This window comes from Chryseobacterium sp. WX, from assembly GCF_029542485.1.
In the GTDB taxonomy this organism is placed as follows: Bacteria; Bacteroidota; Bacteroidia; order Flavobacteriales; family Weeksellaceae; genus Chryseobacterium; species Chryseobacterium cucumeris.
The window spans coordinates 3511066-3535619 of sequence record NZ_CP120710.1 but is presented as its reverse complement, the minus strand read 5'-3'; the positions used below and the strand labels follow the sequence as shown (position 1 = coordinate 3535619).

Annotated in this window: 19 protein-coding genes; 13 read left to right on the top strand and 6 right to left on the bottom strand. The window is 37.8% G+C overall.

All coding sequences use genetic code 11. The features are described from left to right. Positions 1–24 precede the first annotated feature (24 nt). Positions 25–708, top strand: a complete 684-nt coding sequence (locus PZ898_RS15970) for a uroporphyrinogen-III synthase (protein WP_120232436.1) — start codon at positions 25–27, stop codon at positions 706–708. Between the two features lie 45 nt (positions 709–753). Beyond that, entirely contained in the window at positions 754–1785 is a 1032-nt protein-coding gene (gene hemE / locus PZ898_RS15965; RefSeq protein WP_047376227.1) for a uroporphyrinogen decarboxylase, read from the top strand. Between the two features lie 295 nt (positions 1786–2080). On the opposite strand, the gene PZ898_RS15960 is transcribed toward hemE, so the two are convergent. From PZ898_RS15960 to PZ898_RS15940, 5 genes are all read right to left on the bottom strand, one after another. Then, positions 2081–3301, bottom strand: a complete 1221-nt coding sequence (locus tag PZ898_RS15960) for a cysteine desulfurase (protein WP_062673142.1) — start codon at positions 3299–3301, stop codon at positions 2081–2083. 266 nt (positions 3302–3567) lie between these two features. Continuing rightward, on the bottom strand, positions 3568–4215 hold the full coding sequence (locus PZ898_RS15955; protein ID WP_062673138.1) for a 50S ribosomal protein L25/general stress protein Ctc: 648 nt from the start codon (positions 4213–4215) through the stop codon (positions 3568–3570). Between the two features lie 56 nt (positions 4216–4271). Continuing rightward, a complete protein-coding gene (locus PZ898_RS15950) occupies positions 4272–5210 on the bottom strand; it encodes a ribose-phosphate pyrophosphokinase (RefSeq protein ID WP_062673136.1) in 939 nt (312 codons plus the stop codon). Between the two features lie 85 nt (positions 5211–5295). Continuing rightward, positions 5296–6855 carry a G-D-S-L family lipolytic protein gene (locus PZ898_RS15945; RefSeq protein ID WP_062673134.1) on the bottom strand — a complete coding sequence of 520 codons (1560 nt, stop codon included), beginning with the start codon at positions 6853–6855 and terminating at the stop codon, positions 5296–5298. 12 nt (positions 6856–6867) lie between these two features. Next, positions 6868–8106, bottom strand: coding sequence for an outer membrane protein transport protein (locus PZ898_RS15940; RefSeq protein ID WP_062673132.1), 1239 nt, complete (start codon positions 8104–8106; stop codon positions 6868–6870). A 456-nt stretch (positions 8107–8562) separates the two neighbouring features. Here PZ898_RS15940 and ricT point away from each other — a divergent pair, with 456 nt between their 5' ends. From ricT to PZ898_RS15910, 6 genes are all read left to right on the top strand, one after another. Next, positions 8563–9972 (top strand): regulatory iron-sulfur-containing complex subunit RicT, encoded by a 1410-nt coding sequence (gene ricT / locus PZ898_RS15935; protein ID WP_120232430.1) that lies wholly within the window; start codon positions 8563–8565, stop codon positions 9970–9972. Beyond that, positions 9965–10429 (top strand): gliding motility lipoprotein GldH, encoded by a 465-nt coding sequence (locus tag PZ898_RS15930; protein WP_062673130.1) that lies wholly within the window; start codon positions 9965–9967, stop codon positions 10427–10429. Before ricT ends, PZ898_RS15930 begins: the two co-directional genes overlap by 8 nt. Positions 10430–10435: 6 nt before the next feature. Continuing rightward, positions 10436–12814 carry a transglycosylase domain-containing protein gene (locus PZ898_RS15925; RefSeq protein WP_062673128.1) on the top strand — a complete coding sequence of 793 codons (2379 nt, stop codon included), beginning with the start codon at positions 10436–10438 and terminating at the stop codon, positions 12812–12814. Positions 12815–12889: 75 nt separating this feature from the next. Continuing rightward, on the top strand, positions 12890–14431 hold the full coding sequence (locus PZ898_RS15920) for a protein adenylyltransferase SelO family protein (RefSeq protein WP_277693737.1): 1542 nt from the start codon (positions 12890–12892) through the stop codon (positions 14429–14431). A gap of 86 nt (positions 14432–14517) precedes the next feature. Next, a complete protein-coding gene (locus PZ898_RS15915) occupies positions 14518–15333 on the top strand; it encodes a T9SS type A sorting domain-containing protein (protein WP_277693736.1) in 816 nt (271 codons plus the stop codon). A gap of 74 nt (positions 15334–15407) precedes the next feature. Continuing rightward, on the top strand, positions 15408–16685 hold the full coding sequence (locus PZ898_RS15910; RefSeq protein WP_228432352.1) for a DUF6080 domain-containing protein: 1278 nt from the start codon (positions 15408–15410) through the stop codon (positions 16683–16685). 54 nt (positions 16686–16739) lie between these two features. Here PZ898_RS15910 and PZ898_RS15905 read toward each other — a convergent pair whose 3' ends face one another. Next, a complete protein-coding gene (locus PZ898_RS15905; RefSeq protein ID WP_062673122.1) occupies positions 16740–17297 on the bottom strand; it encodes a hypothetical protein in 558 nt (185 codons plus the stop codon). Positions 17298–17481: 184 nt separating this feature from the next. Here PZ898_RS15905 and PZ898_RS15900 point away from each other — a divergent pair, with 184 nt between their 5' ends. Genes PZ898_RS15900 through PZ898_RS15880 form a run of 5 tightly spaced genes read left to right on the top strand, consistent with a single transcriptional unit; the run spans position 17482 to position 24548 of the window. Continuing rightward, the gene (locus tag PZ898_RS15900) at positions 17482–18840 is read left to right on the top strand and encodes a c-type cytochrome (RefSeq protein WP_047426932.1); all 1359 of its coding nucleotides are present in this window, start codon (positions 17482–17484) and stop codon (positions 18838–18840) included. A 23-nt stretch (positions 18841–18863) separates the two neighbouring features. Beyond that, positions 18864–21926 (top strand): TAT-variant-translocated molybdopterin oxidoreductase, encoded by a 3063-nt coding sequence (locus PZ898_RS15895; protein ID WP_277693735.1) that lies wholly within the window; start codon positions 18864–18866, stop codon positions 21924–21926. Between the two features lie 25 nt (positions 21927–21951). Continuing rightward, entirely contained in the window at positions 21952–23349 is a 1398-nt protein-coding gene (nrfD, locus tag PZ898_RS15890; RefSeq protein ID WP_034691792.1) for an NrfD/PsrC family molybdoenzyme membrane anchor subunit, read from the top strand. Beyond that, a complete protein-coding gene (locus PZ898_RS15885) occupies positions 23336–23857 on the top strand; it encodes a DUF3341 domain-containing protein (protein ID WP_027371993.1) in 522 nt (173 codons plus the stop codon). The genes nrfD and PZ898_RS15885 overlap by 14 nt, the downstream gene beginning before the upstream one ends. Before the next feature lies 1 nt (position 23858). Next, positions 23859–24548 (top strand): cytochrome c, encoded by a 690-nt coding sequence (locus tag PZ898_RS15880; RefSeq protein WP_034691797.1) that lies wholly within the window; start codon positions 23859–23861, stop codon positions 24546–24548. Positions 24549–24554 lie beyond the last annotated feature (6 nt).

Sequence of the window (24554 nt, the reverse complement as noted above, 5' to 3'; positions counted from 1 at the left end):
TTTCATCTTCTTAATTTTACAGACATGAAAATCTTATTTACCAAAAATATAGACCAGACGATTATATCCAAAGAATTAGGAGAGGGTATTTTGGTCGACTGTGTTGAGGTAATTAAGACTAAACCCATTATGATCAGTCCTTTTGAGCTGAAAAACTATTCTCTGATTTTCACCAGTGTCAATGGAGTTGCTTCTTTTTTTAAAAACAGATTCAAACCCAATGAGAATTTTACAGCCAAAAACTATAACAAAATCTATTGTGTAGGTGAAAAGACCAAAAGAGAGCTTAGAAAGCATGGTTTTGGAACATTTAAGGTACTGAAAAATGCTGAAACTCTTTCGCGATTCATTATCGGAAAATGCCAGCACGAGCAGTTCCTGCACTTTTGTGGTAATCTTGCCATCAATGTTCTGGACAAAGACCTTCCTTTACAAAACATTAAGTACAAAAAAGTTACAATTTATAATACTGAGGAAATCAATCCTATAATAACTGAAAAATATCATGCTGTGGTATTTTTTAGTCCGAGCGGAGTTCGTAGTTTTGCAAGGCGAAATTCTCTGGAAGGCATGAAGCTGTTTTCCATTGGTGAAACCACTTCCGGTGAGCTGAGAAATTATACGCGGGAAGAAATTTTTACTTCTGAAGAAAATACACTGACATCCATATTTGCATTGATCAGAAAAGAAATCGGAAGTAGGATTTAGAATATCTGTTACCGGATATTGCGGTAATATTAGTTACAATAGATTATGATAAAAAACGACCTATATTTAAAAGCACTTCGCGGAGAAACCGTTGAAAGACCTCCTGTCTGGATGATGAGGCAGGCTGGAAGATATCTGCCGGAATTCATTGCTTTAAGAGATCAGTATGATTTCTTTACAAGATGTCAGACTCCAGAGCTTGCTGCTGAGATCACTTTACAGCCTATCCGCAGATTTCCTTTGGATGCCGCGATTCTGTTTTCTGATATCCTGGTAGTTCCGCAGGCAATGGGAATTGATTTCAAAATGAAAGAATCTGTTGGACCATGGTTAGATACTCCAATCAGAACAATGGAACAAGTTCAGAATATTGAAACTCCGGATGTGAATGATACTTTAGGGTACGTTTTCGATGCTATTGAACTTACACTTCAGAAGCTGGACAATGACATTCCATTGATCGGTTTTGCCGGTTCTCCATGGACCATTCTTTGTTACTGTGTAGAAGGAAAAGGAAGTAAAGCTTTTGATATTGCAAAATCCTTCTGCTTCCAACAGCCTGAAGCAGCACATTTATTATTACAAAAAATTACAGATACTACAATCGCTTATCTGAAGAGAAAAGTAGAAAAAGGAGTTTCTGCAGTACAGGTTTTCGATTCCTGGGGAGGAATGCTTTCTCCTACAGATTATCAGGAATTCTCATGGCAGTACATCAACCAGATTGTTGAAGCATTAAGCCCCCTTACTCATGTTGTAGTATTTGGAAAAGGATGCTGGTTTGCTCTGGAAGATATGACAATGTCTAAGGCTTCTGCTCTTGGAGTTGACTGGACTATTAAACCGGAATTCGCAAGAACTTTAACGAACCATACAATGACGCTACAGGGGAACTTTGATCCTGCAAGACTTCACTCAACACCTGAAACCATTAAGAAGATGGTGAATGAAATGATCAACCGTTTCGGAAAAGACAGATACATTGCCAATTTAGGCCACGGAATTCTACCGAATGTTCCTGTCGAAAATGCTGAAGCTTTCATCAGAGCAGTAGTAGACTGGAAACCGAATTTGTAAGATTATTCTCTTAAAAATACAATAGCCTTGTTATCCGTTAACAGGGCTTTTTTATTGTAATTAATTTTCCGGAGGTTTTTACATTTGATTATTACCCCTTTAAATCACATCATATGAAAAAGCTAAACAAAGTAAAGATGAAAAGTATTATAGTAGAAGGACAAATCTGCCTGGAATGTGCTACCGGCAATTATCCGGTCATTATTGAGGGCCGGTGTTATTGTATACCAATAGACTAATAAAAAAAGCAGCTCAAAGACTGCTTTAATTCTATATCGTAGAGATTCTTTATTAATTAACTCAACATTCTCTGTGCTTTTCTAACACCTTCCACCAGGGCATCAATTTCTTCGAAAGTATTATAAACAGCGAAACTTGCCCTTACTGTTCCGGCAATATTAAAGAAGTTCATGATAGGCTGTGTACAGTGGTGTCCTGTTCTTACAGCGATTCCCATTTTATCAAGGATCATCCCTACATCAGAGGCAATACCCACTCCTTCCAGATTAAAGGATACAACACCTGTTCTTTTTGCTTTCTCACCATATACTTTCAGACCCTCAATTTCTAAAAGATGTCTTTGAGCATATTCCAACAAAGCATTTTCATGGTTTTGAATATTCTCACGACCTACTCTGTTCATGAAATCAACGGCAGCACCTAAAGCGATATTTCCTCCTACATTCGGTGTTCCTGCTTCATATTTGAATGGAAGACCTGCATAGGTAGTTCCTTCGAAAGAACACGTCGCAATCATCTCCCCTCCTCCGTGAAACGGCGGTAAAGCTTCCAATATTTCTTGTTTTCCATATAAAATACCTGTTCCCATCGGAGCATACATTTTATGACCTGAAAACACAAAGAAATCGCAATCCATCTTCTGTACATCAATATTGAAATGCGGAGCAGACTGAGCTCCGTCTATCACAACATAAGCATCGGTATTTTTTCTTGTTTTAGCAATAATTTCCTCAATTGGATTTACAATTCCCAAAGCATTAGAAACCTGATTTACAGAAACAACCTTCGTTTTTTCACTCAAAAACTGATCAAAATAATCCATCTGAAGGATTCCGTTCTCATCAATCGGAATTACGCGAAGTTTCGCTCCGGTTCTTTCACACAGCATTTGCCATGGAACAATATTGGAATGGTGCTCCAGATAAGAAATAATGATTTCATCATCTTTCTGCAGTTTCTGTGTTAAAATATAAGCGATAAGGTTCAACCCTTCTGTTGTTCCCTTTGTAAAAATTACTTCAAAGTCATGTTCAGCATTGATGAATTTCTGAATCTTTCTTCTTGAAAGCTCCATTTCTTCTGTTGCCAGCTGGCTCAGTGTATGAATTCCTCTGTGAACGTTGGCATTAAGTTCTGTATAATATGCGTGACAGACTTCCAAAACTGAATTTGGTTTTTGGGATGTAGCTGCATTATCCAGATAAACCAAAGGTTTACCGTTCACTTCTCTGTCCAATATAGAAAACTGGCTTCTTATTTCCTGAATGTCAAACATTTATTTATTTTTTAAATTAAAACGTCCTTATTTAGAACTCTTCAAATTTACGGCTTTTTTTCCGAAAGGAAGCATGGGGTTGGCTCCTGATCATTGTCAGTTGATAGAAATATTCGATAGTGTAAGGTGAAGAAAGACAATAAAGCAAAAAGATGAAATTGAAACCAACCCTTTTAAGTTTGCTCAGTTCTTTCAGCTGAGACTGGCTATCAAATAAAAAACCCGCCATAACTGACGGGTTCTTATATTGTTTAAATAAGCAATTCTTATTCTGCTGCAGTTTCTGCTGCTGCTTCAGGAGCTGCACCTTCTTCAGTTGCAACTTCTTCCTCATCATCATCATCCATTGCAGCTGCACCACCTTTCATTGCATTTCTAGACATCTTAACAGCAACTACTACTGCATTGTCAGGGTGCATGAAAGAATATCCTTCTGTTTTGATACCACCGATGTAAAGTTTGTTACCAATTCTTAATGGAGTAACATCAACTACTACTTCGTCAGGTAGGTTAGCAGGGATAGCTTTTACTTTTAGTTTTCTGAAAGACTGACGTAAAACACCACCAGCTACAACACCTTTTGAACGTCCTGTAATTCTTACCGGAACTTCCATGATCACTGGCTTATCATCAGATAACTGATAGAAGTCAACGTGAAGAATTTTGTCAGTAATCGGGTGGAACTGAATATCCTGAAGAACAGCTGGAATTGTTTTTCCGTCAACCTCAATAGATACCGTGTGTGCTTCAGGAGTGTATACTAATCCTTTGAAAGCTCTCTCTTCAGCAGAGAAGTTCAAAGGTGCTTCACCTCCATAAACAACACAAGGAACTAATTCAGCATCACGTAAAGCTTTTGTAGACTTTTTGCCCACGCTTTCTCTTTTTGTACCTTGAATTGTAATAGATTTCATTTATAAAAAATTTAAAAAATTGTTCTTATTTTAATTTGCAACTTCTTTAAAATCAATTAAATAACAAACTTGCTGCTAATTGATTTGTGCTCATGAACCATTGTCATAACGTCTGCAAATAACGGGGCGCAAGATAGCACTTTTATTTTAGATGACAAATTATTTTTAACAGGAATTGAGTCAGTTACAATAACTTCCAGCAGTTGCGAGTTCTCAATATTCTCGTAAGCCTTTCCTGAAAGCACTCCGTGAGTAGCCATAGCTCTTACTGTTTTTGCTCCTTTTTCAATTAAGATATCTGCAGCTTTGCAAAGTGTACCTGCAGTATCAATCATATCATCAATAAGGATTACATTTTTACCTGTAACATCCCCGATAAGGAACATTTCTTCTACAACGTTTGCTTTTTTTCTTTCCTTATAAGCAATTACTACTTCAGCACCAAGGTGACCGGCATAGTTTTTCGCTCTTTTTGCACCTCCCATATCAGGAGAAGCAATGGTAAGGTTATCAAGATTCAAAGATCTGATGTGGTCTACGAAAATAGTAGAAGCATACAGATGATCTACCGGAATCTCGAAGAATCCCTGAATCTGATCTGCGTGAAGATCCATTGTCATGATTCTTGTCGCTCCTGCTGCAGTAAGAAGGTTAGCAACTAATTTTGCACCGATCGGCGCTCTTGGTTTGTCTTTTCTGTCCTGTCTGGCAAGTCCGAAGTAAGGAATTACTACGGTGATGCTCTTTGCAGAAGCTCTTTTTGCTGCATCAATCATTAGAAGAAGTTCCAAAAGATTGTCTGCAGGAGGGAATGTAGATCCAATCAGGAAAACTCTTCCTCCTCTTACAGATTCGTCCAAAACAGGCTCAAATTCCCCGTCGCTGAACTCCTGAAAGTTGATTTTTCCTAATTCTTTCCCATAACTCTGGGCAATTTTCTCTGCCAAGTCCCTGCTGGTTCTTGTACAAAATAGATAACTTAACTGATCGGCCATTTTTACTTTTTAAAAGATTTTGCAAATTTAAAAAAAAACCACAAGATTTACTCTTGTGGTTTCTAAGTTTTTATTTTATCAATTATTAAGGGAATTTAACTCCTGAATATTTGTTCGGATCTACCTGCGGAAGTGTAGACTTATATTTAGCATTGATAGACTTGATAAATTCATTAGCAACAATACCGTATCCACGTCCTGTAAGGTGAACTCCATCTAGAGAGAAAGCTCCTCCTGTTACAAATTTCGCAGTATATTTTACACCATCAAATAAAATTCCTGACTGTGCATTCAGTTCAATCATCTTAGTGTTGGCATCTACAAATGCAAGTCCATAGGAATCAGCAAGTGATTTTATAGAAGCATTATATGCAGTAGTTGCTGTTTTCACATAGCCAGCTTCTGTTTTTGTTAATACATGTTGGTTTTGTAATGGATAAGAAATTCCATAAACATTTACCGGAGCAGGAACTCCCACCGCAGTACTTCCAATTACAGAACTAGTCGTAAGCAAAATATAATCATCTGCAGTAGCCTGTCTTGCCTGTCCAAAGATCTGACCAAAAGCAGCAGCTGTCGGTGCTCCCAAAGAAGGAGTTAAAGCAGCTGTAAGCTGAGCTGATAAATCTGTCAAAGCAACATCTTTAATTAAAACAGGATTTGGACCCGTAGCGGAAAGTAGATTAATTCTATCCCCAGCTCCAAAAGCAGTAAGAGCCTGCTTCAACGGACCATATAAACTGGTGTTAAGAGTTGTCAGGTTTGAACCTAAAAGAGCAGGCGTCAAAGGGTTATAAGGTACCGTAGTAAAGAAAGGAACTGAAGTAACAGAAGGGATATTAGCAATAACTCCTTTTGTAGTTCCTACACTTTTAAGACCATCTAAAACCGCTTTAATAGATCCAGCTACTAATGCAGGATCAGAGATATCATTTGATTTATACGTTGTAGGATTGGTATTTCCTGTCTGAACTGTAGCTGCTGTATAAGTGGTAACACCTCCTACAGTCTGAGAGTTTGTTCCTCCATTAGTAGCATAAGACAGTACATCATTATTCCCTATCCACAAAGAGAAAAATGTTGCTTTCTGAGCCATAGCATCCGCCAATACACTTGTAGTAGCTGAAGAAGCAAACCTTACAAAGTAAGGATTAGCCGTACCCGCTGCAAGACCTGCCTGACTACCATACCCAGGAGCAACTAAGTGGAAGGACTTGGCACCAGGAACCCCCATATTATTATAAGTACCTCCGCCAGATAATACATCTAATGCTGCTGCTGCCCCGCTTGGCACAGGAGCTAAAGATCCATTAACTACCTGAAGAGTCAGTTTTCCCGGGAAACCCGGAAGATTGTTGAACCCACCTACGTCATTAGGCATTAAAGGTTGTTTAAAATCTCCTCCACCTGCCAATTTCATTTGTGCAGCGATCATACTTGGATAAGATTCATTCTGTCCACTGCTATACAATGCACCATCACGATATCCTGAAGTAAGAGAGTTTCCTAATGAGATATATTTTGAAAAGTCTGCGTCTCCTTTTGTTACCGGGATATCTTTCACATCCGTATCGAAATCCGTATTACAGCTTACTGTAAAAAGAAGTGCAGAAACTGCAATTGTCGATATTATAATTTTTTTCATAGTCTTCTAAAATTAAAATGGATTATAGGATAAACCTAGACCTAAGTAAAATGCTGTTGCTTTCGACTGTCCGTAGAAACCTAGATTAGCATTATTTACATTTCTGTATTGAGGCATTGCATATCCTCCTGCAATATCAATTCCGAATTGTTTCAGCTTAAAGCCAATCCCTCCTGTAATAACATACGTATCATATGAAGGTGTTTCCGGGATAAAGTTTTCTGTAGTGTAAGGTGCTTCATCATAATAAGCTCCCAAACGTCCGTAAATCATATTGGTAAATGCATACTGAGTTCCCAGTCTGAATGTTTTAGAATTCTTAAAGTTTTTAGGACTTGTAAGAACAGTTGGATCTGATGGGTTGTTTCCAATAGGAGCATTCTCGAAATCTAAAGTAAGCTTACTGTATCTTTCCCATCCGTGATAGTTAAAGTCAGCAGAAACCTGCCATTTCGGTGTCACTTTATAAGTTAAACCAATGGTGTATTCTTCCACTAACGGAAGTGTTGCAGAGAACCCATCCTGTCCGGCAGCATTTAATTTCAGCTGATTATAGATAGATTGAGAAGGGAACTGGAAAGTAGCCGTACCTTTTTTAGCTTTCATATCTATTGCTGAACGGTAAGCAATACTTACATCTAATTTCGGATCAGGTCTGAAGTAGAAACCAAAACCATATCCGTGTCCGCTTGCTTTTTTATCGTTGATATTTACCTGTCCTCCAAATTGTGTTACTGCTTTATCCCAGTCTACAACTCCTTTTGCATAGATATAGCTGGCACCAAAAGATACCCATGGAGCTAGTTTTACAGAGACCATTGGCTGGAAGTAGAAACTTTTCAGTTCTAATTTCTGAACCATTTCTTTACCTTCCCAGTCATTCGGCCACTTAATTGTACTTCCAAAAGGTGTTGTTACACTTAGACCTACGGTAAGCTTTTCTATCGGTCTATAAGTAATTGCGGCATAGAAAGGAGTTCCTACAGGGTTATCTGTCTCTGTACTTTGTAAAGTATTGAAGTTTTGAAAAGTAACCTTGTTACTTGCTGCAAACCCTCCTGCCACTACACTCAGCTTGGAAGGGATAAATGACATACCCGCCGGGTTAAAGAATGTCACACTCGCGTCTTCGGCATGAGCACTAGTATGCGCCATTGCCAATTGTTTTACCCCCTGCAGGGAAACTCTGAAGCCTCCTGCGTAAGATAGAACTCCCGCCAATAAAGCAGTTGATACTAATATTTTTTTCATAGACTATTATTATATATATAAGCCAAATATAAAATTATTTTGAATACGTCTGTTAATATTTCCTAATATTTTAAACAATATTGCAAAAGAAAACTATGTTTAAAATAACACCTCAAAGAAAATAAAATACAAAACAATCATTATTAAACACTTAAAATAGTTTAAAAATCAAGTTATATTCATTGTTTAATTTTAAACGATCGTTTAAAATTAAACAATAATGCACTAAAAAAGCAATCCAGGAAAGGAAAAAGATAATAAATGTTAAAGGAAAAAAAATAGAATAAATTAAAAATCAGCATTTTTATTCCCTTATAAAGCCTCTGACTACATCTACAGACATCATTCTTAGTTAAAATAGGGAAATCTTTTATACCGAATTCACCTTATTTAAGTATTTTAGAATCGCATAAAGATAAAAATACATAAATTTGCAGATTATAAATAATAGAAAATATGAGTTGTGGATGTAAAACATCCGGCGATTCTGCACATTCTTGCGGCCCTAAAAAAACCGCAAATGGCTGTGAAAATGTAAATACCTGCGGGAATAGTTATAAATTAAGTGTTTTTGACTGGCTTTCTAACATCAACAATCCGGCACCAAACAGGTGTGATTTTGTAGAAGTTAGGTTTAAAAATGACAGAAAATCTTTTTATAAGAATGTAAATAATATTCCTTTACATATAGGTAGCGTAATTACAGTAGAATCAAGTCCGGGACACGATGTAGGCGTAGTAAGCCTTACGGGAGAATTAGTAAAGATTCAGATGAAAAAGAAAAAATTTTCGGAAGAATCGGCACTCAAAATATACAGACAGGCCAACCAAAAAGATCTTGAGGTATGGCAGGAAGCAAGAAAAAAAGAAGACGGCGTAAAGCTTGAAGCAAGAAAAATTGCACAAAGATTAGGCCTTGAAATGAAAGTTACCGATGTGGAATATCAGGGTGACTCTTCAAAAATAACCTTTTATTATACTGCTGATAACAGAATAGATTTCAGACAGCTGATCAAAGATTACGCTAGTGCATTCCGTACCAAGATCGATATGAAACAAATCGGTTTTAGACAGGAAGCCGCCAAAGTGGGCGGAATCGGGTCTTGCGGACGTGAACTTTGCTGCTCAACATGGCTTACAGATTTCAGGTCTGTAAACACCAATGTTGCAAGATATCAACAGCTGAGTATCAATCCTCAGAAACTGGCAGGACAATGTGGTAAGCTGAAATGCTGCCTTAACTATGAGCTTGACAGCTATCTGGACGCATTAAGCAACTTCCCTTCTTCTTCAACGACTTTGGAAACAGAGAAAGGAAAAGCATTCTGTATTAAAATCGACGTTTTCAAAAAGAAAATGTGGTTTGCTTATGTAGACAGCTCAATTGCATGGTATGATTTTGATATTGACCTTGTTAAAAAATTGATTTCAAAGAATAAAAGAGGAGAAAAAACACTTCCTCTTGAAGACCTGAAACAGCCTGAAACCTCTACTCACACGATCGATTTGATACAGGAAAACAATGTGGACCGTTTCGAAAAGAAAAACAGAGGAAACAACAGGAACAGAAACAACCAGAGCAACCAGAATAAGCAAAACAACAACCAGCAAAGTCAGGGTCAGGGCCAAGGACAAAAAAGAAACAGACCGGAAAGACAAGAGAGACCGGAAAGATCTGAAAAAACCGAAAACCCAAACGCTCAATCCGCCAATCAGCCTAGACCTCAAAAGCAGCACCCACAGCAAAAAACACCTGTGGAAAAAGCAGTGAATAATTCTGACGCTGATAAAAAACCACAGAGCAACAATCCGAACAAGAAAAAATTCAAAAAGAAATATCCTCCAAAAAAAGATAACAATGCATAAAATTTTAGGATTACTTTCATTTATCCTTTTCTTTAGCTGCAACTCTTCCTCAGGAGGAGATGTCATCATGAATTCCGTTGATAACAAATGGAATAAGAAAAGTGAACAAAAATTTAATCTTGAAGTTTCAGATCCGCAGAATCCTAAAAATATTATATTTGTCGTAAGAAATAACAACACTTATCCTTACAGCAATATAAGGTTTATAGTGAATTTCACCAATCTACAGAACAAAAAAAAGGAAACAGACACGTTGAATTATGTTCTGGCTAAACCAAACGGAGAATGGCTTGGTACAGGGTTTGGTGATACGAAAGAAACTTTGTTTCAGTATAAAGTAAATTACCAGTTTCCGGGAAAAGGAAAATATGAAATCGGTCTTACTCAGGCGATGAGAAATGATAACCTTCCGGGAATTGAGGATATTGGGGTAAAAATAGAAACGGCTAAACCGTAACCATAAATGGAAGAAAACAAAAAAAATACAGGAAATAAGGGGAAAACATTTCCTCTGCCTCCCAAGAAAAAGAAAGATACCTCCTGGAGAAAATGGGTTTCATTTATCTGGATCGGACTCATTGCGGTAGTTCTGGGAATTTCAGGGCTTTTCTTTTCGGTTTCTCAAGGATTCCTTGGGGAAATGCCTGATGTAAAAGAACTTGAAAATCCGGATATCTTTGTTGCTTCTGAGATCATTTCTTCAGACGGAGTAACTTTGGGTAAATTCGAAAAAGAAAAGACTCAACCAATTGTTTATAAGGATCTCCCTCCTTATCTTATTTATGCTCTACAGGCTAAAGAAGATGAGCGTTTTAAAGAACACTCAGGAATCGATTTATACTCCGTTGCCAGAGCCGTAGCATATGGTGGTGGACGTGGTGGAGGTTCTACCATTACTCAACAGCTTGCCAAACTTCTTTTCACAGGAAATGCTTCTCAGAATAAAGTTCAGAGAGCATTCCAGAAACTGAAAGAATGGGTAGTAGCAGTAAGTCTTGAGAAAAGATACACCAAAGAAGAAATTATCACTCTTTATTTCAACAAGTTCGACTTCCTTTTCAATGCTAATGGTATTGAAATGGCTTCCAGAGTTTACTTTAACAAGAAAACGTCTGAACTTACATTACCGGAAGCTGCAACATTTGTAGCAATGCTTGAAAATCCAAGAAAAAACAATCCTTACAGATACCCTGAAAAGGCTAAAGAAAGAAGGAATGTTGTATTGGATCAAATGCAGAAAACCGGATACATTGATGCTGCAACTTATGAAAAAGCAGCCAGTACCCCGATTGAAGTAGACTTCCATCCTATCAAGAGTATCACTGATGGATATTCTGCTTATTACAAGTTCTATCTGAGAAAAGAGATTGACAAATATCTTGAAGCTCATGAAAAAGAAACCGGTAAAAAGCTTAACCTTTACAAGGACGGTCTAAAAATATATGTTACTCTTGATTCTAAAATGCAGAAATATGCTGAAGAGTCAATCAAAGAACACTTAACAGATCTTCAGAAGAGATTTGATGCAGAACAGAGAGGAAGAAAGAACAGACCTTTCTACTATCTTAATGATAAACAAATCAAGGACGTAATGGTTCAGGCGATGAAAAGAACCGGCCGTTACAAATTACTGAAAGCTGATGGAATGCCTGAGGATTCTATCATGATGGAGTTCAAAAAACCTATTAAAACTTCGCGATTCACATGGGCAGGAGAAGAAGAGGTGGAAATGTCTCCATGGGATTCTATCAGATACCACAAACAAATTGCACAGGCAGGTTTGATGTCTATGGTTCCGGGAACCGGAGAAATCAAAGCTTGGGTAGGTGGTATAGACTGGCAGCACTTCCAATATGACCATATCAAGCAAGGTAAGAGACAGGTAGGATCTACATTCAAGCCTTTCGTATATGCTACTGCTATTATGAAACTGGGAATGACACCTTGTTCTGCTGTTTCTAACGGAACTTATGATCATAACGGATGGCATGTACCGGGAAGAGGTGGAATGCTTACTTTAAAAGATGCATTGGCACACTCTCAAAACCCTGTTGCTGCAAGACTTATTGAAATGACAGGAGTAGACGCTGTAATCCAGACGGCAAGAGATCTGGGAGTAACAGAAGATATTCCTAGAAACAATACCATTGCTTTAGGTTCATCAGACATCACGATTTACGAAATGCTAGGTGCTTACAGTACTTTTGCCAATTATGGTAATTACAACAAACCAGAGATGATCTGGAGAATTGAAGATGCCAACAGTAGAGTAATTAAAGAAGTAAACGTAGAGCCTAAAGAAGTAATGAACCCAATGTATGCCTACACCATGATTGAACTTATGAAAGGTGTTGCACAATACGGAACTGCTTCCGGAGAATTAGGAAGAAGAGGAATTTCAAAAGCTGTGGAAATTGCAGCTAAAACAGGAACAACTCAGAATAACTCCGATGGATGGTTTATGGGAATCACACCAAAACTGGCAACCGGAGCATGGGTTGGATGGGAAGACAGAGCAACCCATTTCTTTGGAACAGGTGAAGGTCAGGGTGCGAGAATGGCACTACCAATCTGGGCAATTTTCATGAAAAAAGTATGGGCTGATAAGAGCTTAGGTGTAACTCCTGATGACAAGTTTGTTAAGCCTTCAGACTGGAAAGACGGATGTTCAAACCTTAAAGGACTAAGCGGAGGATATGGAGATGAAGGAAGTCTTCAGACGATCGATGAGATCAAAAATCCAAGGCCGGCAGATCCAACTCCAAAAAAACCAACAGAAAAGAAAGAGGACAACATCAATGAAAACCTTCATTCTAATGATGAAGTAGATTTCAATAAATAAATTCTCTTTTAGAAATACACAAGACCTTTCAATAATTTGAAAGGTCTTTTCTTTTTTAATTAATACCTTTGAAGGATGAATATCGAACGTATCAGACAGCCATTTATTGAAACTTTTCCTGGTGATTTTTCCAATAACCCTATGCAGAGAAACACTCCAAAAGTCTTATTTGCTACTATTAAGCCTGCAGGTTTTGATAAACCCGAATTGATTGCTTTTAACGAAGCTTTATCAGAAGAAATTGGCCTGGGAAAATATGAAGATGAAGACCTGAATTTTTTGGTTGGAAATAACCTTCCGGAAAACGTTCGAACATACGCCACAGCTTATGCAGGACATCAGTTCGGAAACTGGGCAGGACAGCTTGGAGATGGAAGAGCCATCCTTGCTGGTGAAATTACCAATGAGGCAGGAAAAAAGACCGAAATACAATGGAAAGGAGCCGGTGCTACTCCATATTCCAGACATGCTGATGGAAGAGCCGTATTAAGGTCTTCTGTACGCGAATATCTTATGAGTGAGGCCATGCATCATTTAGGTGTACCTACAACAAGAGCGCTTAGCCTTGCTTTTACGGGTGAAGATGTGATGCGCGATATCATGTACAGTGGAAATCCACAGCTTGAAAAAGGTGCAGTGGTCATCAGAACTGCTGAAAGCTTTTTACGTTTCGGACATTTTGAACTTATGTCTGCCCAAAGAGAATACAATAATCTTCAGGAACTTGCCGATTTTACCATTGAAAATTATTATCCGGAAATTACAGCTACTGACAGTACGAAATACAGAGATTTCTTTGAAAATATCTGCACCCGAACGGCTAACTTAATGGTTGAATGGTTCAGAGTCGGTTTTGTACACGGAGTAATGAATACAGATAACATGTCAATTCTCGGATTAACCATTGATTACGGTCCCTATTCCATGATGGATGAATATGATTTGAATTTCACACCCAACACAACAGACCTTCCGGGAAGAAGATATGCATTCGGAAAACAGGGACAAATTGCTCAATGGAATCTTTGGCAGCTTGCCAATGCTCTTCATCCGTTAATCAAAGATGAAAAGTTTTTAGAAGATACTTTAAATAATTTCGGAACTTATTTTTGGGAAGCTCATGACCAGATGCTTTGTAAAAAGTTCGGTTTTGATCAGCTTCAAAAGGATGATGAAGAGTTTTTCACCAGCTGGCAGGGTCTTATGCAAGAACTTCAGTTAGATTACACCTTGTTTTTCAATCAACTGAAAAAAATAACCCAAGCCACAAATATATCAGAACATTTTAAAGATGTCTCTTATATTATCCTGAATGAAGAAAAGCTGGAAAAGCTAAATAGTTTCATCAAAAGATATGAAGCAAGAAAAGCTTTAAACTCTATTTCAGAAGAAGACTCTTTAGCTATGATGGAAAAGGCAAATCCAACATTTATACTCCGAAATTATCTTCTCTACGAATGCATTGAAGAGATCAGCAATGGCAAAAAAGAGATGCTGGAAAAGCTCATGAAAGCACTCGGAAATCCATATCAGGAAATATACTCCGAGTTCTCCGCCAAAAGACCGTCTGGATATGATGATACTGCCGGATGTTCCACACTTTCATGCAGTTCGTAATTAACAAATATTCATGAAAAATTAAAAAACATGTAATTATTTTCATTTTTTTATTACATTTACTAACAACTTTAAACGTAAACCAAATGAAAACAAAATTACTATTCATTTCCCTAATCTCTTTTGTATTTGGGAATGCACAGATTCTCACAGAAACTTTTCAGGGTACGACATTTCCTCCAACAGGATGGACAACCGGAACAAATGTGGCTTCAAGACCTTGGGGATTTACCACTACCATATTTAATGCAACCGGACAAGCAACATTCAATATCAATGGTGGAAAATCTGCCGCTATAGGATGGATTGCCCAGGCACAGGACGCTCATTTAACAAGCCCCTCCTTCAGTTTGGTAGGAACAACAAGTCCGGTACTAAAGTTCAATGCTAAAATTGGATACGAATACATGGTTGATCCAAATCCTAACGGAGATTTAAAAGTAGAGGTCTCCACAGATGGAGGAACTACCTGGAATCAGGTATGGGTTGAAGAAAACTACGGAGTATATACGGATTATGAAACATTAGCAATTACCGTGAGCTTAGCTTCCTATGCAGGGCAGGCGAACGTTAAATTCAGATTCCGTTATGTTGCCAATGATGCAGATAGTCTTTCCATAGATGATGTACAGGTCTTAGCAAGTGCTACATTAGCTACTCAGGAAGCCAATGCTAAAGTTAAAGAGTTCACAAACATCTATCCAAACCCTACAAAAGGAGAAATCAATATAAAAACAGACAAAAAAATCAAATCTGCTACAATAATTGATGCAAGTGGAAAATCTCTACTCAACAATACTTCAGAAAGATTGGATATTTCTTCGCTTCCAAAAGGAGTTTATCTATTAAAAGTAGACTTCTCAGACGGAACTTCCAAAACCGAGAAAGTAATCAAACAATAACAACGTTTATACAAACTTTTATAACCACCAATTTTGGTGGTTTTTTTATTTTACTTTTGCAAAAAATTTGACCCGTGTCTTTTATCAAAACAAAATTTATCAATTTTCTTAAACTGGTTTTCCCATCCACTTATACCGAACTGGCAGTATTTCTGTTTTTCATTGTCTGCTATGGAATTCTGGGATCTTATATTGCCCTTCATTACAGGATTATTTTTGACAGCAGAATTCCATGGGATGCCTATTTCAGCTTTGACAACAAATCTATCCTTATGACAGGAGGCAGCTTTGAGAGACACCCTTTATCTTACTATTTTTTTAACTGGATAAGAGAATTTTCGTTATTTATTTCAGGAGGAAAAATGGATGCTAATTTCAGGCTTACTCTGGCATGGCTCAGTAATATCATCATCACATTGAACATTGTTCAGGTATTTAAATATGTAAAGAATATCATTCAGCTTCCTTTATGGTTAAGCCTTTTAATCGTATTATTCTTTGGAGCTTTTGCCACTAATATCATCTTGTCTTTCACACCGGAAAACTTTACCTACACTTTATTTTTACTATCGCTATACAACTACTATGCGGCAATCAAACTAAGGAAAGAAGAGAAAATACCGGCAACAGCCTTATCATTGGCAGGGATTACTATCGGAGGACTTACTATTACCAACTTTGTAAAAGTTTTCATTCCTCTTATTTTTGAGAAAGGCATTTTTACAAGCTGGAAGAAGTTCGGAAATGCAACATTAAGGGCAATAATTGCGGTTATTTGTTTTATCCTGCTTTATCTGAATAGAATTGATTTTAAATATCAGAATATCTTTTCAAAAACCAATCAGCAATATGAAAAGTTTTCCAATGTAGAATCTATGCCGACATGGGATATGATTCTTTCATTTTTCTTTGGCGGGAATATTCTTTTCCCCAGCTTCATCATGTCAGACAAGCACAATATGAAAGGGTTCAATTTCAAAGGACTTTATATGGATCTTTATTCATCTGCCATTCCTTACTTTTTCGTAGCAATATTATTAATCCTGATAAGTTGGAGTTATTTTAAAAATTTCAAGAATAAATGGGTCCAGATCATTACTATTTCATTTGCAGTTGATATCATCATCCATTGCGTGATGAGATTTGGTCTTCATACTTCCTACATCTACGGAGGACATTTTGTTTTTGTCTATCCTTTGCTTGTAGGATGGCTCTTTTTTGCGTACAGATCATCACCGAAAATGATGTCATTTTTAACATTCATTGTGGCAATATTATTTACTTATCTGCTGATCAACAATATCTTTAGAATGGCAGAATTCTTCTGGTTTATGGAAAATTATTATCAATAAAAAAAGCTGAGAAATTTCTCAGCTTTTTGTTCTTTATATTGAAATAAATTCTTCTTATTTCGCCTCGGCACAGAAAATTCTATACTGTACTGCAACTGCAGATTTAAAGTATTCTCTGATTTTCGAAAGATCACTGGCGGCACTTTGTTTTGTGAAATAACTTCCAGCTAAAATCTTATAATTTGGTCTTAAAGAAGCATCGGTCTCCACTTTCAGATTCGGGAATCTTTTTCTGAAATAAGACTTCACCTCATTAGCCTCCTCATTACTTTTTACCGTTGTAATCTGGATTTTGAACCCTAAAATTCTAGGATTTTTCTTACAGATTTCAGCATTGGTAAGCTCTCTGCTCGGTACAAAGATCTTAGGTGGTTTTGTATTGATTCCTGTAGAAATTCCACTATCATTATTACCGAAATCTTTAGGAGAATTTGTTGGAGTAACTTTCGCACACTTTCCTTCAATTCCTTCCAAAGCAGCATTTATTTTGGAATCCATTGTCATAATAAGCTCTGTTCCCGACAGGGTATCCTTTTTAACAACTTGTTGTGCTTCAATATTATAAAATCCAAATAATGATAATATCGAAAATATTTTGATTAGATTTCTCATTTAAACTTGTTTCCGCAAATTTATACAAATTAAAAAACTATACCAAACTGGTTATTTAGAATCAATACAAATTAAACGTAAATGATATTTTCCCTTTTCGATATACCGTTAAATTCCTGTTAAAAATATTATTTTTGCGGAATTGATTGAATGTTCAATAATTTACTAACATAAGATAATTTAAATGATTAGTTGGAGAAAGCATTATAAAAAAACGTTGATCGCAATAGGCTTATTGCTATCAACCAGTGCTTCATTTTACGGGCAAGACGGCGATCCTAAAAACGGAGAGAAACTTTTCAAAGCGAATTGTACTGCATGTCACGCGCTGGACAAACAAGTTGTAGGACCACCTCTAAAAGGGGTTGTAGAACGTGTAAAGACAGAAGGTGGTGTAGACAAAGATTGGCTTCACAAGTGGATCAAAGACAACAAAGCTCTAAGAGCTTCTGGGGATAAATACGCCAATGAGATTTTTGAAAAGTTTAACAAGACTGAAATGCAGGTCTTTCCAAATCTTACAGATAAGGATATTGACGACATTTTAGCTTTCACAACTAACCCTCCTGCTCCGGAGGAGAAAAAACCGGAAGCAACTCCTGCAACTGACGCTACTGCGGCAGCTCCTGCAGACAAAACTACAACAAACGTTGTCATCATTTCACTTTTAGCGATCGCAGGTTTACTGGTTTGGATCTTGGTTAAGCTAAGACAATTGGTAAAACTAGGTCAGTCTGAAGATTTAGCTGGACTTAATGAAACAAGAGTTCGTTCTTTCAGTGAAATGTATGAGAAGTTCCACTTCATTGGTAAAGGTTTATTGGCAATCCTTGCTATTTTAGCCGCTTACGGAGTATGGAACTGGTTAATGTGGATTGGGGTTTACAAAGGGTACAAACCTGAGCAACCTATCTACTTCTCTCACAAAATTCACGCCGGAGAACAGAAAATTGACTGTCAGTTATGTCACTCTAGTGCTAAATACGGAAAAGTATCTGAGATTCCTTCTATGAACGTTTGTATGAACTGTCACAGAACGATTTCTGAATACAACGCAGATCACTACATGGAGCCAGGAAAAGACAAGGCATTCTATGACGGTGAAATCCAGAAGATCTACGCTGCAACAGGTTGGGATCCTGCAAAACAACAGTACACAGGAAAAACACAGCCGGTTGAATGGACAAGAATCCACAACATGCCAGACTTCGTTTACTTCAACCACTCACAGCACGTAATTGCTGGAGAACAAGCGATCATCAATTCTTTCAACAAAAAGAATCCTAACAACAAAATTGATGTTGTATGTAAAGCTTGTCACGGTAAAATTGATACAATGAATGTTGTTCAGATGGCAAACGACTTTACTATGGGATGGTGTATCGAGTGCCACAGAACGACTGAAGTTGATATGAACAACGGTTATAATAAAGAGTACTTCAAAAATCTACATGACAAGTTGAAAAAACAATATCCTCAAGATGGAGGTAAGATCACTGTAGATGCAATTGGAGGTCTTGAGTGTGGTAAATGTCATTATTAATAACTAAAAAATTAGAAGTATAAATGGCTTCAAACAAAATACAATTCAGAAGTATTCATGAACTTAAAGATCCAGCTTTGAATAATAAGCTGGCTCAGAAAGAGTTTCAGGAAGAAATTCCGGTAGAAGATTTCCTTGGAGATGCTGAGAAAAACGGATCTAGTACTTCAAGAAGAGATTTCCTTAAATTACTAGGGTTCTCTACAGCAGCAGTTACATTAGCTGCCTGCGAAGCTCCGGTAATCAAAACGATTCCTTATGTGGTAAAGCCGCATGATATTATTCCGGGAATCCCTAATTATTACGCTTCAACTTATTTTGACGGTTTCGACTTTGCTAGTGTTTTAGTAAAAACCCGTGAAGGTAGACCTATCAAAATTGAACCCAACCCGGCTGGTGGCGATTTAGGTAAAACTAACGCAAGAGCTCAGGCAAGTGTACTTTCTCTTTATGATAACGATAAAGTAAAGCAGCCTAAACTAGACGGTAAAGATGAAACTTTCGATAAAGTAGACAGTTTCGTTATCAAAGGGTTGGAAGAAGCTAAAGCGTCAGGCAAAAAGATTGTGGTTTTATCACACTCTTTTCCTTCACCAACTTTCAAAAAGTTATTCGCTGAATTCAAAGCTAAATATCCTACAGCGGAATTAGTAACTTATGATGCATTCCCTTACTCTGCAGGATTAGATGCAGCACAGGAAGTATTCGGACAAAGAGCATTACCTGTTTATGACCTTAAAGGTTCTGAATTGGTAGTTTCTTTCCAGGCTGATTTCTTAGGAGATTATAACGCTTCAAGCTTAGAGACTTCTTATGCAGCAGCTAGAAAACCAGGAGCAAGCATGTTGAGACACATTCAGGTGGAGTCTAATATGTCATTAACTGGAGCTAACGCTGACTCCAGATACAGATTAAAACCAAGTGCTGTAAACAAAACTTTAGTGGAAGTTTACAATGCAATCGTAGGTGGTGGTACTACTGATAAGACTGCAACTGAAATTGCTAATGAATTGAAAGCAAAAGGAAGCAAAGCTGTTGTTTTCGCTGACGGTTCTAAAGGAGCACAGGTTTTAGCACACTTAATCAACCAAAAATTAGGTTCAGTAGCTTTCACAGGTAAGGCAAACTTCCTTAAAGAATTCAACGCTGCTAAATACCAGGAATTCTTAGGATGGGTAAACGGTGGACAAGTTGGTGTATTGATTACAAACAACGTGGACCCTATCTACTCTCATCCAAAAGGAGAAGATTTCAAAAAATCGTTATCAAAAGTTCCTTACGTAGTTGCTGTAGCAGATAAGAAAAATGAAATGTACAAAGCAGCCAAAGCTGTTATTCCGGTAGCGAACTGGCTAGAGTCTTGGGGAGATATCGAACCACAGACTGGTGTATATTCATTAATGCAACCAACAATTCAGAAAATCTACAAATCAAGACAGATTGAAGAATCTTTATTGGTTTGGAAGAATGGTAAAAACAATGCAGCAAACAACTACTACGATTATTTAAAAGCAAGCTCTGCTTCTCTTTTAGGTGGTACTTCTTTCAACAAAGCATTGTACAACGGTATCAACGCTTCTACCAACGCAACTACTTTAGCTTATGCAGGAGGAAACGCTGCTCAGGCTGTTGCTGAACTAGGAAACTTTAAAGCTTCTGAATTAGAATTAGTATTATACACTAAGACTTCAATGGGAGACGGTACTCAGGCAAACAACCCTTGGTTACAAGAGTTACCTGACCCAATCACAAGAATGTCTTGGGATAACTACCTTACAATTTCTCCTAAAGATGCAGAGAAATTTGCAATTGACAACGATCTTAACGCGAGAATGCAGTTAGATGGTTCTATTGTAAACCTTACTGTAAACGGAGTTAAAATAGAAAACGTTCCTGTATTCGTACAACCAGGACAAGCCGAAGGATCTGTAGGTCTTGCACTTGGTTATGGTAAGAAAAACTCAGGAGCAACTGCTGATACTGGAGTAAATGCTTATCCTTTATTTGACGGTTCTAACCTTGTGCTTTCAGGTGTTAAAATTGAGAAAACAGGAGAAGATCACGAGTTCGCAGGTATCCAGCTTCAAAATACATTGATGGGTCGTTATGAAATCGCGAAGGAAGTTCCTTTGGCAGATTTCATCAACGTAGCTTTCGATGATGAACACAAAGGATGGAACAAACCTTTGGAATACCACACGATCAGCGGAGCACTTCCAGCGAGAAAAATCGACCTTTGGGATGCTTTTGATGATACAGATGGTCCTCACTTCAACTTATCTATCGACCTGAACTCTTGTACTGGTTGTGGAGCATGTATTATTGCTTGTCAGGCAGAAAACAACGTTCCTGTAGTAGGGAAAGAAGAAGTAAGAATGTCCAGAGATATGTACTGGTTAAGAATTGACCGTTACTATTCTTCAAGACAAACGGTAGAAGTATACGAAGGATTGAAAGAAGGAATGGCTGTACCAGAATTATACGGTACTGCATTCAACAAAGAAGGAGGTGCATTAAACCACCCAGCAGACAACCCGGATGTAATCTTCCAGCCAGTAATGTGTCAGCACTGTAACCACGCTCCATGTGAAACTGTATGTCCGGTAGCGGCTACTTCACACGGTAAGCAAGGTCAAAACCATATGGCTTACAACAGATGTATCGGTACCAGATATTGTGCAAACAACTGTCCGTACAAAGTAAGACGTTTCAACTGGTTTACTTATAACCTAAATGACAAGTTCGATTTCAACATGAACAACGATTTAGGAAGAATGGTACTTAACCCGGATGTAGTTGTAAGAACTAGAGGGGTAATGGAGAAATGTTCAATGTGTATCCAAATGACTCAGAATACTATTCTTGAGGCTAAGAAAGAAGGAAGAAGAGTGAAGGATGGAGAATTCCAGACTGCTTGTTCTAAAGCTTGTTCTACTGGAGCAATGACATTTGGAGACATGAATGATAAAGATTCTTCAATTAGAAAGCAGTATGCATCTAACAGAAGATATTATTTACTAGAGGAGATCGGAACAAAACCAAACGTGTTCTATCACACTAAAGTAAGAAACAGAGTAGAAAAATAAAGTTTAAATAATAAATAGGTAAAAAATGTCAGGACATTACGAAGCTCCGATAAGGGAACCTCTAATTATTGGTCACAAAACTTATCACGATATTACAGAAGATATCGCACGACCTATCGAAGAAAGAGCAGGTAAATTATGGTGGATCTCATTATATGCTGCACTAGTTCTATTCCTCTATGGATTCGGCTGTATCGCTTACACTATCGGGACAGGTATTGGAGCATGGGGGCTTAACAGAACTATTAACTGGGGTTGGGATATTACCAACTTCGTATGGTGGGTAGGTATCGGTCACGCCGGGACCCTAATCTCCGCAGTATTATTATTATTTAGACAGAGATGGAGAATGTCTGTAAACAGATCAGCAGAGGCGATGACGATCTTTGCGGTTGTACAGGCAGCAATCTTCCCTGTAATCCACATGGGTAGAGTTTGGGTTGGATACTGGGTATTCCCTTTACCAAACCAATTCGGTTCTCTTTGGGGGAACTTCAACTCTCCTCTACTTTGGGACGTATTTGCGATCTCTACGTATTTCTCAGTATCAACTGTATTCTGGTTTATGGGACTTATCCCTGACTTTGCAATGATCAGAGATAGAGCTAAAACTCCTTGGACTAAGAAAATTTATACATTCCTTGCATTCGGTTGGGGTGGTAAAGCAAAACACTGGCAAAGATTTGAAGAACTTTCTTTGGTTCTTGCAGGTTTGGCAACTCCACTTGTATTCTCAGTACACACTACCGTATCATTTGACTTCGCAACTTCAGTAATTAAAGGATGGCACTCAACAATCTATCCTCCTTACTTCGTTGCTGGTGCAATCTTCTCAGGATTTGCAATGGTACAGACCCTATTGTTGGTTGCAAGAAAAGTGTGTCACTTAGAAGAGTATATTACAATGTATCATATCGAAATTATGAACATCGTAATCATCTTAACCGGTGGTATGGTAACTGTAGCTTACGCAACTGAATATTTCATCGGATGGTACTCAGGATCTAGATTCGAAGATTTCACATATCTTTCTCCGGGTGCTGCTGTAGGACCTTACTGGTGGGCATTCTGGTCATTGATCATCTGTAACCTTGTTATTCCTGCTTCTTTCTGGTTCAAGAGACTAAGAACGAACATTATCTGGACATTCATCGTTGCATTGATCATCAACATCGGTATGTGGTTCGAGCGTTTTGATATCATCGTTATCAACCTTTCAAGAGACTACTTACCAGGATCATGGACAATGTTTAAGCCAACGATCATTGATGTGGGTGTATACTTAGGAACGATCGGATTCTTCTCTGTATTATTCTTATTATATGCAAGAACATTCCCTGTAATTGCACAGGCTGAATTAAAATCGATTTTGAAAATCTCAGGTGAAACTTATAAAGCAAAAGAAGGAGATGAGCACCACTAAAATTGTATACGGACTTTATGCTGACGACGACGATTTAATGAACGGCGTTAAAGCATTCAACGATAAAGGAATCGCAATTAACGAAGTTTATACTCCGTTTCCGGTTCACGGACTAGACAAAGCTTTAGGTTTAAAGAAAACTAGAATTTCTGATGCCGCTTTCATCTATGCTTGTTATGGTGTAACTATTGGTGCTACTCTTACCTGGTACGTGATGAATCACGACTGGCCTCAGAATATCGGTGGTAAACCAGCTTTTGACTGGGGACACAACATGCCGGCATTCGTAGTTCCAATGTTCGAATTAATGGTATTCTGTGCTGCTCACATGATGTCTTTAACTTTCCTAGTTAGAAACAAAATGTATCCAGGAGCTCCTGCTCAGAACCCGGATCCAAGAACGACTGATGATAAATTCATGATGGAATTCGTAACTGAAGATGTAGAATCTGTAAAACAGTTGCTTATTGAAACTGGAGTTGAAGAAATAACTGTTAAAGACGCTTAAAATGAAAAAGAATGTATTAAAAATTACAGCGGTTTTAGGTTTAACAACAGTTTTACTTAACTCTTGCGGACCAAAGGAGAATACTCCGTTGGTATATTTCCCGGACATGTATTTTCCGGTAGCTTATGATCCATTGATGAAAGCTCAGGATGCTTATTCAGATCATGAAAATGAAATTCCTGCTTTTGTTAAAAATAATGGTGCAACAGGTCTTTCTCCGGTTGAAGGATCAGTTCCTCAGAATAAAGACGGAGTTTTTGAAGAAAGCTTATTACCTAAGAATGTTGACGAGTACAACGCAGGGTATGAAGCATCTAAAAAACTTACAGCATCTCCTTTGAACCCAGCTAATGCAGCTAAGGATCTTGAAAGAGGTAAAATACTGTTTGATCACACTTGTGCTGCATGTCACGGTACAGGAGGTGATGGACAAGGACCTATCGTTCAAAGTGGAGCATTCTCTGGAGTACCCAACTATGCTGACAGAGAAATTACTGTAGGATCTGTTCATTATGTATTAACAAACGGTAGAAATGCCATGGGATCTTATGCGGGACAATTGAACGCAGGAGACAGATGGAGAGTAGCAATGTATGTGATGAGTGCTTTCAAAAAAGGAGCAGCAGCACCGGCAGCAGCTACAGCGGCGGCACCAGCAACAACTGAAACGACTACCGAAACTAAAAAATAAGAAAAG

Bases quoted from the DNA above. Each gene is read 5' to 3' on its own strand.
- PZ898_RS15905 (WP_062673122.1), bottom strand. From the start codon at position 17,297: ATGAGAAATCTAATCAAAATATTTTCGATATTATCATTATTTGGATTT.
- PZ898_RS15920 (WP_277693737.1), top strand. From the start codon at position 12,890: ATGAATATCGAACGTATCAGACAGCCATTTATTGAAACTTTTCCTGGT.
- PZ898_RS15950 (WP_062673136.1), bottom strand. From the start codon at position 5,210: ATGGCCGATCAGTTAAGTTATCTATTTTGTACAAGAACCAGCAGGGAC.
- hemE (WP_047376227.1), top strand. From the start codon at position 754: ATGATAAAAAACGACCTATATTTAAAAGCACTTCGCGGAGAAACCGTT.
- PZ898_RS15925 (WP_062673128.1), top strand. From the start codon at position 10,436: ATGGAAGAAAACAAAAAAAATACAGGAAATAAGGGGAAAACATTTCCT.
- PZ898_RS15930 (WP_062673130.1), top strand. From the start codon at position 9,965: ATGCATAAAATTTTAGGATTACTTTCATTTATCCTTTTCTTTAGCTGC.
- nrfD (WP_034691792.1), top strand. From the start codon at position 21,952: ATGTCAGGACATTACGAAGCTCCGATAAGGGAACCTCTAATTATTGGT.
- PZ898_RS15915 (WP_277693736.1), top strand. From the start codon at position 14,518: ATGAAAACAAAATTACTATTCATTTCCCTAATCTCTTTTGTATTTGGG.
- PZ898_RS15895 (WP_277693735.1), top strand. From the start codon at position 18,864: ATGGCTTCAAACAAAATACAATTCAGAAGTATTCATGAACTTAAAGAT.
- PZ898_RS15900 (WP_047426932.1), top strand. From the start codon at position 17,482: ATGATTAGTTGGAGAAAGCATTATAAAAAAACGTTGATCGCAATAGGC.
- PZ898_RS15940 (WP_062673132.1), bottom strand. From the start codon at position 8,106: ATGAAAAAAATATTAGTATCAACTGCTTTATTGGCGGGAGTTCTATCT.
- PZ898_RS15955 (WP_062673138.1), bottom strand. From the start codon at position 4,215: ATGAAATCTATTACAATTCAAGGTACAAAAAGAGAAAGCGTGGGCAAA.
- PZ898_RS15885 (WP_027371993.1), top strand. From the start codon at position 23,336: ATGAGCACCACTAAAATTGTATACGGACTTTATGCTGACGACGACGAT.
- PZ898_RS15880 (WP_034691797.1), top strand. From the start codon at position 23,859: ATGAAAAAGAATGTATTAAAAATTACAGCGGTTTTAGGTTTAACAACA.
- ricT (WP_120232430.1), top strand. From the start codon at position 8,563: ATGAGTTGTGGATGTAAAACATCCGGCGATTCTGCACATTCTTGCGGC.
- PZ898_RS15945 (WP_062673134.1), bottom strand. From the start codon at position 6,855: ATGAAAAAAATTATAATATCGACAATTGCAGTTTCTGCACTTCTTTTT.
- PZ898_RS15970 (WP_120232436.1), top strand. From the start codon at position 25: ATGAAAATCTTATTTACCAAAAATATAGACCAGACGATTATATCCAAA.
- PZ898_RS15960 (WP_062673142.1), bottom strand. From the start codon at position 3,301: ATGTTTGACATTCAGGAAATAAGAAGCCAGTTTTCTATATTGGACAGA.